We start from the raw sequence: 14,998 nt of genomic DNA, 5'->3' as shown, positions 1-14,998 counted from the left end.
CGTTTAATCACGGATCACTTTCGGTCCGTAAGGGCTGATGTAATTGAGGTAAAACCAGTACGTATTCCCAAACTCGGCCTGTAAGGCCTCCATCTGTTCGGCTTGTGCCAGTCGATAGTAACGATCGAAACGGCGCTTAGTATCTTCACCGACGGTAAGGCCGGTCATCTCAAACACCTTCTCCCGGCCTACGCCAAGTTCGTAAATATAAAGAGCTTCCTCATAAGTCTGCGGTAAACGAGGATAAGCAAAACGGCGCATAAGCGGGAGATTTTGAGCAAACCGCTCCACGTGATTACTCAGCAGCAAATGGCTCATCAGGTATTCAAAAGCCATACGATTGGTCGTATCTTTTTCGCACAAATACTGGAGTTCGGGACCGAGATTCAACACATTGGAAAAACGTGCAGGAATATCGTCGACGTTTTGCAGCGCATTTCGAGGCAACGACGTATCGGACGTACCGGCAAGCTGTTCGAGCCGGAGCGCTTCGTCACGATAGAAGAGCGATTGCTTCAGCAGATTGATAAAACGCTGCGCAACGCGCGGACGACCGTTCGAGAGATTATAACGAGCCAGATTTAGCAGGTGCGGCGCCGTCTCTCCCCACACGACCATCGCCTCGAACTCCCAGCGATGCGCCTCGTTAAGGTAGCCCAATTTTTCATAAAGCAAGTATCCGTATTCGCTCTCACGACTGTTTCCGTCCCACGGAAAATACAGGCTCTTCACCCCCAATGTCTGCGGATAGTCAAATAAGCGATAAGGCAATGAACCGGTATGATATAATGCCAGATTGTGAAAATAAGCGATCAGGTGATTGCTTCTCCCGCGGTTAAGGTAATTTTCGGTATATTCCAATACTTTGTTCCAATCTTCGGCCTTGGCTGCCTGCTCGGCCTTAAGCATGATACGCTCGCCTACGGAATACGATTTCAAAAAGAACACATAGCCACCTGCCGCGTATACGGTTAGGAGAATCACGGTCAGCCAAATGCGTCCATAACGGCCGGTCGGATGCGGCCAACGGACGATTTTTCGTTGCGGTCTTACAAATAGCAGCAGCAGATTGATCAGTAACAAAAGCAGGAATACCCCCACGACCGTTTTGAGGGAATGATCGACAGACATAGTATAAAAGAAAAGGCAAAGCGAAGGGACAACGGCCGGTTGCAACAAATCTTCCCCTTCGATGAATATTCGGATGATACGGTCTGTTAAAAAATAAACGGAAGCAAGTATCAAAGCCAATATGACACTTCCCGCCGTGGGATTGTAAAAGAATTGAATCACAAAATTCGTGACGTATTCCAGCCAGCCTTCGGAGGCGAATATCTGTCGCCGGTACGAAGTGGAGTAAAGAAACAGATGATGCTGCTCTTGATACGTAATTACGTGCGACAAGGCTCCCCGATAAACCGTAAAATAAACGAGGAAAAGCAGGCTGAACAGAACGTATTTCAAATATTTCATTGTATGGTAAAAAAAGTGAATAAGGCTGCCCTGCAAAAAGAATTGCAGGACAGCCTTTTTATACCGCTTAGGCGGCATTAATTCGGATAACCCTGATTCTGTGTCAGGGCCGGATTCAAATCACGCTCCTCCTGCGGAATGGGATAGACGTAATTATGATCTTCGTACTTACTACCGGTCAACTTCACATTCTCTCCTTCGTAGAGAATGCAAATCTTTCCTCCGTCTCCTTCTTTCGCATCGGGCGAATCGACCAGCTTGTATTTCAGCCCGAGGAACGGTTCATTGAGCACTTTTTTGGCAATACCCCAGCGACGAATATCCCACTGACGTTTGCCCCCTTCGAGTGCAAACTCCACGCGCCACTCGTTACGGATACGCTGACGCAGATCGTCCTGTGTCCCGCAATACGTCGGTTTGCTTGCATCCGTCTTTTGCAGCTCGGGCATACCGACACGTTTGCGCACGGCATTCACAGCCTTGAACGCCTCATCATCGAGCGGTGACAACTCATTCTTAGCCTCGGCATACGTGAGCAACACCTCGGCATAACGTATCACCACGGCATCTTTACCCATATCCCAGCCTTTTGACGAAGGATCGATGGACGGATCGAGCCATTTCTGCTGATAGTAACCGGTAGCCGTGGCATCGCCATGCTGACCGATTCCGGTCGGAGCAGCCGATTTCAACGGAGCCACGTTGATGGTCACCCCGTACAGGGTCTCTCCGTGGTGCAACACATTCACTTCCAGACGCGGGTCGCGATTCTCAAAAGGCTTTTTCGGATCGTAAAGCGTCGACTTGGCAATCGGAGCACCCTCGATATCTTCAAAAGCATCGACTAAGCTCTGTGTAGGGTTAATACCACCCCATCCTTTCGTCGGGAAAGCTTCCCAACCGATTAGATACCACGAATTTTCGGCTTCCTTGAATTGTTTAACCAGAATAAATTCCTTGCATCCGTCGGCCTTCTCCCAAAAGAGTTCCTGATACTTGCCGGTATTCTGCTCATCATATAAATTATATTCGTTCAAGTCCATCACTTTCTTCGCGCTTTCGGCAGCCACATCCCATTTCCCATAGTATAAGGCCGCCCGTGCCTTCATGGCCAACGCAGCCCCTTTGGTTACGCGACCATATTCCGATGCACTCCAAGACTTAGGCAAATATTCGATGGCTTTATCGAAATCTTGCATCACCTTTCCGTATACCTCCTCACGGGGAGTACGCACGATGCCTTCCTGATCACTTAACGATAACGGCTTGTCGACGTAAGGAACATCGCCGTAGCTGCGTATCAGATCGAAATACTGGAATGCGCGGAAGAAATAAGCCTGACCAAGCACGCGATTCTTCTTTTCGCCGTCATAGTTGGGAATAAGATCGACCTTACTGAGCACGATATTCGCTTTACGGATCGCTGCGTAGTTCCCTTTCCATCCGAAATCCTGTGGGTCGTACACTCCTTTCGAAATATTTCCGGCCGCCCATTTGATACCGTGCACCGCATCGTCCGAATTAATCGCACCGTCCACGTCCCAGTAAGGGAGTGAAGTATACAGGTTTGAGACTGCTTTTTCCGCATCGTCAGGCGATCTCCAAAAGCTTTTATCCGATAGCTCTTCAAGGGGATAACGATCCAGATCGACACAGGAAGTCGTTCCCAACGCGGCTATCGCAACAGCAATATATAGATGTGTTATTTTCATTGTTCTTTTTATTTTAAAAAATTTAGAATGTCATTTTCAGTCCCAGTGAAACTTTCTTCACGTTCGAATAAAAAGCTCCTCGCGTATCCGAAGGCGATTCGGGATCTAATCCGTCAAGTCCGGAGAAAGTCAATAAATTCTCACCCGAAACAAAGACCTTCAACCGGTCGATACCTGCTTTGCCAAGCAATTGCTTTGGAAGGGTATAACCAAACGAAATATTTTTCAGACGGACATACGAAGCATCTTGAAGCCAGAACGACGAAACAGCATAGTTCGTCTGTGAGTTTCTGGTGATACGCGGATACGAAGCGTTATGATTCTCCGGCGTCCAGCGGTCAAGATGTCTTTTGAGTACTTTTCCACTGTTGAAAAAAGAATATGCTGCTTCCATCGTATAATACGCATCGACGTCGAAAGCGCCTTGCCAAAGCATCGAGAAGTCAAAATCTTTATAATAGAGACCCACGTTTAATCCGCCGGTCCAGCTCGGAAAGTTTTTACCGATTACACTACGGTCATCACCGGCAGTGATTTTTCCGTCTTTATTCACGTCTTTGTATTTAATGTCACCCAGCTTTTCACTTCCCAAACGCTTGGGATGGTTCTTCAGCTCTTCTTCGGTATTGAAATAGCCGTCGGCCACGAATCCGTAGAACGAACCGATGGGATGCCCTTCCAAACGCCAGATCTTTTCGTTATCCGGATCTTTCCCCTCGGTACCGAACATGTTCGTGATTTCGTTCTTTACGTATGCCACATTGAAGTTGACGCTATATCTGAAATCTTTATTGATACGGTTGTTGTAGAAGACACTCAAGTCAAATCCGGTATTCTCCACATTTCCGGCATTCTGCGCCGGAGGATTCATCCCGATCACGCCCTGAACAGGGAGGTAAAGCAACATATCGTTTGTACGTTTTTTGTAAAGAGACAGTTCAAAGCCGACCATGTTGTTCAGGAATGCAGCTTCAAGACCCAATTCATAGTTGGTCACGGTCGCCCATTTCAAGTTTGAATTCACGTAGCGTGATTCATGCACCGTCGAGTAAAGCGTATTGCCGAACATCGTCAAGCGATTTTTAGCATTGTAGGCATACGTCGGAACGGCCGGATAAATATCATCGCTTTTCAACTCTTCATTACCGGTTCTCCCCCACCCCAGACGCAACTTAAAATTGCTGAGCCAGTCGAAGCGATCTTTGATAAATGCTTCTTCCGAGAGTCTCCATCCGGCCGAGAAAGCCGGGAAGAATCCCCAGCGATTATCTTTCGGGAAACGCGACGAAGCGTCGGCACGCATGTTGGCCTCGAACAGGTATTTGTTCTCGTAATCATACTGAATACGTCCGAAGTATGAAAGACGCGCCGTTTCATGTCCGCCGTCAAGGTTTTTTTGCGATGAGGCATCGAGCGTATTGAGCGATTCGGGAAGATCATCGCTTCCACCGCCGGTACGACTCGTTTCGGTGTATCGATACGTATATTCCACCTGTTCGGCACCCGCCAAAAGACCGATCGTATGCTTGTCGAATGTTTTATTGTAATTAACCAGCAACTGCGATGTGTACCAGTTCCAGTTATAATAATTATGATATCCTTCGCGCTTACCGGAATTAAACTTACCATATTCCAAATGCTTTTTGAACTTACGCTGATCACGGGCATCGTGGCGTAACGAGTAAACCCCTTTGATGCTCAATCCTTCAATCGGAGTCAAGGTGAGGGAAGCTGTCGCATGGATTTGCTGATCAATATTGCGGTAAAGTCCCGTGCGTCCCTGATGGGCAACAGGGTTGTTCAAACCATCGTATTTAAAGTTTCCGTCTTTATCATAAATGCCGAATGTGGGAGGTATACGGTTTACATATTGTAACAACGATGCAAATCCTTCAAATTCGTCCTGATCCGTTCCGCGATAAGCAGAAGCATTCAAGCCGACACTTACCCACTTGTTGATTCTCGAGTCGAGATTGATACGGCCGTTATACCGGTCATAGCTTTTTTCCTGCGACAATCCGTCCTGAAAAAGATAAGCCAACGAAGCCATATACGTCGTACTTTCCGATCCACCGCTGATCGATACATTGTGTTGCGTTTCGAGCGCTCTCTTTTTCATTACCGCATTGTACCAATCCGTGTCGGGATGTCCGATCGGGTCGGAGCCATCGCGAAATTTCTGGATATCTTTGTCCGAGAACGGCAGCGGAGCATTCGGATTTTCGTTACGCGTAGCTTCGTTATACAACATGGCAAAATCGGCTGCTCCGAGGAAATTGAGTCGGGCGGTAGGGCTTGCCCACGACACTAATCCGGAATAATTGACACGGGCGCTCTGTCCTGCTTTGCCCTTCTTGGTGGTGATCAAGATAACCCCATTGGCGGCCTGCACACCGTAAATAGCCGACGAAGCGGCATCCTTCAAAACAGAAATCGACTCGATGTCTTGCGGGTCGATCGAGTTCATGCTTCCCGGTACTCCGTCGACAATTACCAACGGACTGGCAGCATTGATCGAGTTCTTACCGCGGATGGTGATCGTTCCCGTCTGGGCGCCCGGCGCACCGGAGTTCTGGATCGTCGTTACTCCCGGCATCGTTCCGGCCATTGCGGCGGAAACGCTCGCCACCGGACGCGCTTCAAGCGCCTCGGCCTGAAGCGAGGCAACGGAACCCGTTAAGTTCGCCTTCTTCTGTACACCGTAACCTACGACTACGACTTCGTCCAGCACCTTGTCGTCAGATTTCATCGTCACGTCGATCGTTGTCCGTCCGGCCACCGTCACCGTTTGGGTTTGCATCCCCATATAGCTGAAGGTAAGTTTGCCTTCGGATGGCACATTCTCCAATACATACTTCCCGTCAATATCGGTAATCGTACCGATCGTGCGGTTACTCTCTACCACAACGGATGCTCCGATGACGGTCAAACCCGTATCGTCCACGACCGTACCGCGTACGGTAACAGTCTGAGCAAACGTTCCCAACGATACTGTCCACAGCAGGGCAAACAGTATTCCTTTCCATTTACAGATTGAATGTTTACGTTTCATTCTTAATTGTTTTTAATAATATTATGTTTATTGTTCCATTCGTTCATCTCATCTACAGTCTTTGCGTTCAGGGCATAGAAGTATCGTCTCCTTTCGGATACAAAAGGAAGCATACCGGTATCGGGCCGTACAAAGAAATACCGCCTGCAATATCGGGAAAGAATAAATTTGGTTTCGGAAAAAACGGGAGAAAAGCCGGTTGAAAACTCGGCAGAATAATTAAATAAGGGTACCCCCCCCCCGTTAATATTTGTAAATATTGGTAAAAACATCTCCACTATACTCTCGTATAGAGTGCAAAAGCCTCGAAAAGTGTTCTTATTTCTACTTATCGACATCTTATTATCTGACTTTGTATGGCTCACTTTTTTATCTTCAAGCTGTTTTTTTTAGAGCCCGCAAAAGTATTCGTTTTTTTGCAATAAAACAACAACTATATATGTTATATAACATGTTTCCGATTCAATTGAGCCCAATTTACGAATAACGATGCCCTGCTCCGCGCCGACGAGGTCTATACCTGACTCAAAGGCGCGGAACGAAAGGACGCCGCCGTCAAAGCGCACGTCGACGAGATGCGTAAACGCTTCATCCGCCGCACCGAAAAGCCCGCCGACACTCCGTCCGCCGACAACGAAGGATAAGAAACGGAAGGCCGCGACCTTTTTTACTCGGGCTTTGCACCGAAATCAGACACGGCCGTTTGAAAAGCAGACAACGTCGGATGAAAATCAGACGACGTTGAATGAAAACCAGACAACGTTGAATGAAAATCAGAGAAGCGTCTCTGAAAAAAGCGCGAGCTTGAAGTAAAAAACGACAAAATGGCAGGAATGCCCTTCCCCCTTTGTCATTCCGAACGCCCCCCTTTGTCATTCCGAACACAGTGAGGAATCCCGCGGGGAAGAGGGAAGAGATTCTTCGCTTCGCTCTGAATGACAAAAGTAATTGTTAATGGTCAATTGTTAATTGTTATGCGTGGTACACGCCGAATCATGAAATTAATTGTTAATGGTCAATTGTTAATTGTTATGCGTGGTACACGCCGAATCATGTACCTGGAAAATAACCATTGACAACTAACAATTGGAAAACAGCCCTGAAAGGGCGCGTTAATTCAGCCCAATGCGTAGCGCAGCGAAGCGTTGGGGAACACAGGCGCCCCCCTCGGCGGAGGGCTAAAAGCCTGAAGGAATATAGATTATGTACCCGGTATAACAATTGACAATTAACCATTGACAATTGATTTCCGGCGGTGAGCCGACGGAGCAGCGAGCAGGGCGAAAGAAAATCAGGCTGTCCGAAGCGAAGCGAGTTACCTGATTTTCCGACCTGCGAGCGTCGCGAAGTCGTGTGAAGCGCACGAAGCCTTGACCTTTTGGTTACTTTTGGGTCAAGCCAAAAGTAACGGAAAAGAGATTCTTCGCTTACGCTCTGAATGACAAAAGTAAGAGGAATTACGAATTACGAACGCCCACCTTTGTCATTCCTCACTGCGTTCGGAATCTCGCGGGGGAAAAGGAAGAGATTCATTCGCTTTTGTTCACAAGACGAAAGTTTTATATATTTGTGCCCGTTGTCATGAAATAAGAGTTTAAATTACAGAAAGACATGAAGAAGTGGATTTTATTAATGTGTGTGTTTGTTTGCGGTCAGGCTATGGTGCAAGACGATTTCGAATCGCTCGAAAGCATACGTTTAAGCATGACGGCCGACGGCACGCAATACGTACGCGCCTTTATCGAAGAATCCTTGCAGGGAGAAGAAGGCTATCACCTGTATCTCTCATGCGACCGAAATAAGCATTATAAATAATCACAGTATAAACAGAACTTAACAATGAAAAAAACAGTTATCTTAATGGGAATGGCAGCAATCGTCGGCGCATGTAAGCAAAAATCTGCCGATACTCCGGCGCAGACGCAGGAAAATCCTTTCTTTGCGGAATATACCACACCTTTTCAGGTGCCTCCTTTCGAGGAAATTAAAATGGAACATTACAAACCCGCCTTCCTCCGGGCAATGGAAGAACATCAGCACGAAATCGAAGCCATTGCGGGAGACAGTACAGCGGCCGATTTCGAGAACACCATCGTAGCCCTCGATCAGGCAGGACGGCTATTGAGCAAGGTAAGCCTCGTGTTTTACGGATTAAACAGCGCCAATACCTCCGACGAGATGCAAGCGCTCAGCCGTGAACTCTCGCCGATGTTATCGAAACATAACGACGATATCAACCTGAATCCGCAGCTCTTTGCACGCGTAAAGGCTGTGTATGATCGTAAAGCCGAGTTGGGACTCAACAAAGAACAGGCCAAATTGCTCGAAGAAGTTTATAAAGGCTTTGTACGCAGTGGCGCCAACCTGCCGTCCGACAAGCAGGAGCGTCTGCGCGAACTGAACAGCGAAATCTCGCTGCTGCAACTCACCTTCGGACAGAATCTGCTCAAGGAAACGAACGACTTCCAGCTCGTGATCGACAAGCAGGAAGACCTTTCCGGACTGCCCGAAAGTCTCATCGCCTCGGCTGCCGAAGAAGCAAAGAACGCCGGACAAGAAGGAAAATGGATCTTTACGCTCCACAACCCCAGCGTAATGCCTTTCCTTCAGTACTCCGATCGTCGCGAACTGCGTGAAAAGATATTCAACGCTTACATCAGCCGCGGCAACCGCAATAACGAGACGGACAACAAGGAGGTGGTGAATAAACTCGTTCGCCTGCGCCTCGAAAAAGCCCGCCTGATGGGCTATCCGACGTATGCGGCTTTTGTGCTCGACGACCGTATGGCCAAAACCGAAGCCAACGTGTATAAGCTGCTCGACGAAGTTTGGACACCGGCGCTCCTGAAAGCCCAGAGCGAGTTGTCCGACCTGCAGGCCGCCATGAAACAGGACGGTCTCGACGAGCCGCTGCAAGGCTGGGACTGGCGTTACTATAATGAAAAGGTAGTAAAGAGTAAATTCGACCTCGACGAAAATGCTGTGCGTCCCTACCTGCAACTCGAAAAAGTACGCGACGGCATGTTCTATGTCGCTAACCGGCTCTACGGCATCTCTTTCACCGAGATTAAAGACATTCCCAGACCGCATCCCGAAGCGACGGCTTTCGAATGTAAAGATGCCGATGGCACGCATTTGGGCATACTTTACCTCGACTTCTTCCCCCGTCCCAGCAAACGGGGCGGAGCATGGTGCGGCTCCTATCGCCCGCAAACGTATAAGGACGGACAGCGCGTAGCTCCCGTCGTAACGATCGTGTGCAACTTCACGAAACCTGCAGCCGGTCAGCCCGCATTGTTGAGCGTTGACGAAGCGACGACCATGTTCCACGAGTTCGGACATGCCCTTCACGGACTCTTCCGGGATGTTCACTACTACGGCATCTCCGGCGTACCCCGCGACTTTGTGGAGCTGCCCTCGCAGGTGATGGAACATTGGGTGCTCGAGCCCGAAGTCCTGAAAGTCTACGCCAAACATTACCAAACGGGCGAAGACATACCACAGGAACTCATCGACAAGCTGGATAAGAGCAGCAAGTATGGACAGGGATTCATCACAGCCGAATATACGCAGGCCTCGTACCTCGATATGGATTACCACGTCTTGCAGGAAATCCCCGACGGGTTCGATGTGCTGAAATTCGAAAACGAAGCGATGACGCGTCGCAAAGCTCTTGCCCAAATCCCACCCCGATATCGCAGCACCTACTTCAATCATACGATGGGAGGTGGATATACCGCCGGCTATTACAGCTACATCTGGGCGGAGGTGCTCGATGCCGACGCCTTCGAAGCATTTAAGAAAACAGGCGATATCTTCGACCGTACAACGGCCGATAAGTTCCGCCAATATATCCTCACCCCCGGCGGTATCGACGATGCTGACGTGATGTACATGAACTTCCGCGGTAAAGAGGCGACGACTACCCCGTTGCTGAAAAACAGAGGGCTCAAATAAAACGGGTAAAAAAACACCGTTCCTCTATTCCGGCGCGACACGTATAATATTTCATATCCGTCATCGTTTACTAACGTAATGATACAAGACGATAAGCTATGAATAATTTATATGAGTCGCGCCGGAATCTGAAATATGCCTTTATTATCGGAGCCGTACTGATTGCCATCGCGTCGGTCGTGGTTTCCGACATGCTAATCCGGAAACTGGCACACGAAGAGCGCGTACGAATGGAAATATGGACGGAAGCCTACCGTGTACTGACAACCGAAAACACGGATCAAAACCTGATGGTCGTCCTGCGCATCATCGAAGGCAACACCTCCATCCCCGTCATCCTGTGCGACGATGCCGGAAATATTCTCAGCCACCGTAACATCGATGTGCGCGGCAGCGACGAAGACGCTTTTCTTAAACGAAAAGTCACCGAATTTCAATCGAAGAATCCCCCCATCCCTGTCGAGATCGGTCCCAACTCATACCAATACCTCTATTACGACGATTCCATCCTCCTCAAACGCCTCCTGATGTATCCTTATGTACAGCTTTCGGTCGTCTTTATCTTTATCCTCATTGCGTTTCTGGCATTAGCGAGCACAAAAAAAGCCGAACAGAACAAAGTATGGGTCGGCCTCTCGAAAGAAACGGCACACCAGCTCGGCACCCCCATATCATCCCTGATTGCATGGATCGAATACCTCAAAACAAAAGAAGTAGACGACACCTACCTGCACGAAATGGAAAAAGATGTAAAACGACTCGAAGTGATTGCCGACCGCTTTTCCAAAATAGGCTCCGATCCGGCGCTGAAACCACTCAACGTGAACGAGGCCATCCGCTCGGCCTGTGACTACATGAGCACACGTATCTCGTCGAAAGTACACATCGAAACCGAACTGTCCGACCAGCCCTTGTTCGTGATGATGAACGAGTCGCTCTTTTCATGGGTGATTGAAAACCTGATGAAAAACGCTGTCGATGCCATGGAAGGACAAGGAACGATCACATTCCGCACAGGCAGCCGCAAGCAACGCGTCTGGATCGATGTGACCGACACGGGCAAAGGCATCCCGAAATCGCGCTTTCAGACCATCTTTAACCCCGGCTATACGACCAAAAAACGCGGCTGGGGATTAGGCTTATCACTCGTCCGCCGCATCGTGGAGACGACACCAGGCAGCGAAATTTATGTAAAATCCTCCGAGATCGGTAAAGGCACAACCTTCCGTATCGAGATGCGCCTACGCTCACATTCGAAGTAAAAAAGACACTCTTTCAATCACATTGCGTAGCAAACCCGCATAAAAGTAGCCTGCATGGTTTGCAGATATGCCCGATATGTTATACATTTGCGGTGAATCATCCGTAGCATATCGAAGAAAAACAAATAACATGAAAGACGATGCATACATCGAAAATCTATTCAGAAAAATAGCTGTTCATGACAGTCGCGAGGCTTTCAAGGAATTGTTTTTTGAATTTTATCCCGCTCTGTGCGTCTTTGCGCAACGTTACGTAAATGATCCGGAGGCCTCGGAAGACATCGTGCAGGAAACATTTCTGAAAGTCTGGAAAAATCGGAAGACCATCGATATCCGGCTTTCTTTTCGCAATTTCCTGCTTACCAGCGTCCGCAACAGTTGTACGGATTACCTGCGCAAAGAATCGGTTACAACCAGATATACCCCCGACCAGGTTGAGCAGCCCCATGCATCCATGTCGCCCGAAGACTTCTACACGTTGGGCGAACTTGAGACCCGTCTCCGTCAAGCGTTAGAGAAATTGTCGAGCGATGTCAGGGAAGTATTTGAGATGAACCGTTTCAACGGACTGACGTATCGTGAAATCGCCACTCGGCTCGAACTCTCCCCGAAAACCATCGAAGCCCGCATGAGCAAAGCCCTGAAAACCTTGCGGCATGAGCTGAAAGATTACTACCCGCTGCTACTCCTGCTGTGTGTGCATATTAATGCAATGAGGAATCTCCTACCGGGATAAATATGACTTTTTAAGACGAGAAAAGTCAGAAATGGCCTCATGTAATCATTTTCTTTCAGGATTGAACAATTATAATCGTTTGCTTGTTTAAACAATGACAAAAATATTTATCATAAAAATAAAATAAAGACAATGGGAAAATTTGTAATTTCAACCCGAAAGAACGGTGAGTTTCAGTTTAATCTGAAAGCTACAAACGGACAGGTGATTTTATCGAGTGAAGGTTACACAACTAAAGCTGCATGCATGAACGGAATAGAGTCGGTAAAGAAAAATGCACCGACGGAGAGTCGTTTTGAGAAGAACATCGCAAAAAATGGTAAATTTTATTTTAACCTGAAAGCTACGAACGGACAAGTCATTGGCAGTAGTCAAATGTACGAAAGTGAAGTCTCTTGTGATAACGGTATCAAATCGGTACAAAAGAACGCTCCCGATGCAGCTATCGATGACCAAACATTAGCGTAACTATTCATAACCAACACCTCTTACAATCGAGCTTTTTATTACGTAACATGGGGCATTTAGGGCATTGATGGCTGGAATAACCAACGAGACAGGAGGGGGAAATTTCCCCCTCCCAAACACATCCGATATTTTTCCGTATCTTTGTGCCTCATGGGAAAAAACAAATTACAAAAGTTTGCGGAGATGGAAGCGTTACCGAACGTCTTTCAGTATCCGTATGCAGTGTTGCAGGCCCAGGGAGGCTGTCCGCTGAAAGGCCATTGGCACGCGGAAGTATTTAAAAACGAACGCCCCATCGTTCTCGAACTTGGGTGCGGACGCGGCGAGTACACGGTTGGACTGGGACGCCTTTTCCCCGATAAAAACTTTATCGGAATCGATATCAAAGGCGCACGCATGTGGGCTGGTGCCAAGGAAGCTTTCGATACCGAAATGAAGAATGTTGCCTTTTTGCGCACCGAGATCGAACGGATCAGTCATTTCTTCACCCCCGGCGAAGTCGCCGAGCTGTGGCTCACCTTCCCCGACCCACAGATGAAGAAAGTGAACAAACGGCTTACAAGCACGCGTTTCATGCGTATGTACAGTGAAATACTTCGTACGGACGGCCTCATTCATCTCAAGACGGACAGTCATTTTATGTTCACCTACACGACTGAGATGATAAAGTCTAATGACTTACCTGTCCAGGCATGCACGGACGATCTCTATCATTCGGGCGCTGCCGACGATATCCTGTCCATCCGGACATATTACGAACAACAGTGGATTGAACGGGGGTTGAATATCAAATATCTCCGCTTCGTCTGCCAACCGCGCGAAACGTGGATCGAACCTGACGTAGACATTGAACCCGACGCCTACCGCAGCTACAACAGAAGCCGGCGCGGAGGCTCACAAACGTATAAATAAAACAACCTATATGACACTTTATCCGAAATTAATTCTGGAAGCGCTCGAAAAGGTGCGCTACCCGGGCACCGGCAAGAACTTGGTCGAAGCCGGAATGGTCGAAGACAACATACGCATCGAAGGCTCCAAAGTATCGTTTACACTCATCTTTGAGAAACCGAACGATCCGTTTATTCAATCCGTTGTAAAAGCGGCCGAAACATCGATTCTCACCTACATCTCTCCCGAGATCGACATTAAAGGAAATATCTCCGTTAAAGCCCTGCAGGAAAAACGTCCGGAGCCTGACAAGCTGCTTCCCGATGTAAAAAATATCATCGCCGTGGCCTCCGGAAAAGGCGGAGTAGGCAAAAGCACCGTCTCGGCCAATCTCGCAGTAGCGCTGGCCGCCGAAGGATACAGCGTTGGACTGCTGGATGCCGATATTTTCGGACCATCACAACCCAAGATGTTTAACGTCGAAGATGCCCGCCCGGTACTTGAAAAGGTAGGAGGGCGCGATCTGATATGCCCGGCCGAGAATTACGGTGTAAAACTGCTCTCCATCGGTTTCTTCGTCGACCGTAATAACGCCGTACTGTGGCGTGGCGCCATGGCCTGTAATGCGCTCAAACAACTGATTGCCGACGCCAACTGGGGAGCACTCGATTATCTGCTGATCGACCTCCCGCCGGGCACAAGCGATATTCACCTGACACTCGTGCAAACACTCGCCATTACAGGCGCCGTCGTTGTGAGCACCCCTCAGCAAGTCGCTCTGGCCGACGCACGCAAAGGAATCAGCATGTTTCTGGGCGAAAAGGTGAATGTTCCCGTATTAGGTCTTATTGAGAATATGGCATGGTTTACCCCGGCCGAACTGCCGGAAAACCGATATTACATCTTCGGAAAAGAAGGATGCAAACAGCTGGCCGAAGAACTGAACGTACCGCTACTCGGACAGATTCCCCTTGTGCAAAGCATCTGCGAAAGCGGAGATGCCGGCGCACCGGCCGCCTTGGCCCCCGATACGATCACGGGGGCCGCTTTCCGTCAACTGGCCACAAACGTCGTAGAACGGATCGAATATCGTCATAAACATTTGGCACCGACTCAGCGGGTCATCATCCAATCGTAAAATAAACCCAGATTACGCGATAGAAGAAATAAGAATGAATTTAATTCAGGCCTTCAGTCCTCCGAACAAGGTCCGGATGTCGATACCCCACCCTTGCGGGATGGGGCTGAAATAATTCGGGCTTTCAGCCCTTTCGGACAATGGTTAATGGTTATGCGTGGTACACGCCGAATCATGTACCCGGCAAATAACCACTAATCATTGACAATTAACCATTGAAAAACAGCCCTGAAAGGGCGAGATAATTCAGCTCAATGCGGAGCGGAAGCGAAGCGTTGGGGAAAAAGCAATATCCCCGTTGGGAGGGCT

Annotated in this window: 10 protein-coding genes; 7 read left to right on the top strand and 3 right to left on the bottom strand. The window is 48.5% G+C overall.

Annotation, left to right across the window (positions count from 1 at the left end; genetic code table 11):
- Nucleotides 1–3: 3 nt before the first annotated feature.
- From ACTTKA_RS07235 to ACTTKA_RS07225, 3 genes are all read right to left on the bottom strand, one after another.
- On the bottom strand, nucleotides 4–1,473 hold the full coding sequence (locus tag ACTTKA_RS07235; protein WP_442724509.1) for a DUF6057 family protein: 1,470 nt from the start codon (nucleotides 1,471–1,473) through the stop codon (nucleotides 4–6).
- A gap of 77 nt (nucleotides 1,474–1,550) precedes the next feature.
- Complete coding sequence (locus ACTTKA_RS07230; protein ID WP_442724508.1) at nucleotides 1,551–3,185, bottom strand: RagB/SusD family nutrient uptake outer membrane protein; 1,635 nt, start codon at nucleotides 3,183–3,185, stop codon at nucleotides 1,551–1,553.
- 22 nt (nucleotides 3,186–3,207) lie between these two features.
- Nucleotides 3,208–6,237 (bottom strand): SusC/RagA family TonB-linked outer membrane protein, encoded by a 3,030-nt coding sequence (locus ACTTKA_RS07225; RefSeq protein WP_442724507.1) that lies wholly within the window; start codon nucleotides 6,235–6,237, stop codon nucleotides 3,208–3,210.
- Nucleotides 6,238–7,848: 1,611 nt separating this feature from the next.
- On the opposite strand from ACTTKA_RS07225, the gene ACTTKA_RS07220 reads away from it, so the two are divergent.
- From ACTTKA_RS07220 to ACTTKA_RS07190, 7 genes are all read left to right on the top strand, one after another.
- Nucleotides 7,849–8,052 (top strand): hypothetical protein, encoded by a 204-nt coding sequence (locus tag ACTTKA_RS07220; protein ID WP_442724506.1) that lies wholly within the window; start codon nucleotides 7,849–7,851, stop codon nucleotides 8,050–8,052.
- 24 nt (nucleotides 8,053–8,076) lie between these two features.
- Nucleotides 8,077–10,194, top strand: a complete 2,118-nt coding sequence (locus tag ACTTKA_RS07215; RefSeq protein ID WP_442724505.1) for a M3 family metallopeptidase — start codon at nucleotides 8,077–8,079, stop codon at nucleotides 10,192–10,194.
- 98 nt (nucleotides 10,195–10,292) lie between these two features.
- On the top strand, nucleotides 10,293–11,456 hold the full coding sequence (locus tag ACTTKA_RS07210) for a sensor histidine kinase (protein ID WP_442724504.1): 1,164 nt from the start codon (nucleotides 10,293–10,295) through the stop codon (nucleotides 11,454–11,456).
- A 130-nt stretch (nucleotides 11,457–11,586) separates the two neighbouring features.
- A complete protein-coding gene (locus tag ACTTKA_RS07205; protein WP_442724503.1) occupies nucleotides 11,587–12,192 on the top strand; it encodes an RNA polymerase sigma-70 factor in 606 nt (201 codons plus the stop codon).
- A 132-nt stretch (nucleotides 12,193–12,324) separates the two neighbouring features.
- Nucleotides 12,325–12,660 (top strand): YegP family protein, encoded by a 336-nt coding sequence (locus tag ACTTKA_RS07200; protein ID WP_442713786.1) that lies wholly within the window; start codon nucleotides 12,325–12,327, stop codon nucleotides 12,658–12,660.
- Nucleotides 12,661–12,810: 150 nt separating this feature from the next.
- The gene (gene trmB / locus ACTTKA_RS07195) at nucleotides 12,811–13,572 is read left to right on the top strand and encodes a tRNA (guanosine(46)-N7)-methyltransferase TrmB (protein WP_014226116.1); all 762 of its coding nucleotides are present in this window, start codon (nucleotides 12,811–12,813) and stop codon (nucleotides 13,570–13,572) included.
- Nucleotides 13,573–13,582: 10 nt separating this feature from the next.
- Nucleotides 13,583–14,689, top strand: a complete 1,107-nt coding sequence (locus tag ACTTKA_RS07190) for an Mrp/NBP35 family ATP-binding protein (protein WP_442724502.1) — start codon at nucleotides 13,583–13,585, stop codon at nucleotides 14,687–14,689.
- Nucleotides 14,690–14,998: the final 309 nt, after the last annotated feature.

It is taken from the genome of Tannerella sp., assembly GCF_052170195.1.
Lineage (GTDB): Bacteria > Bacteroidota > Bacteroidia > Bacteroidales > Tannerellaceae > Tannerella.
Note: the sequence above shows the minus strand (reverse complement) of the source record. Positions and strands in the feature narration are given on the sequence as shown.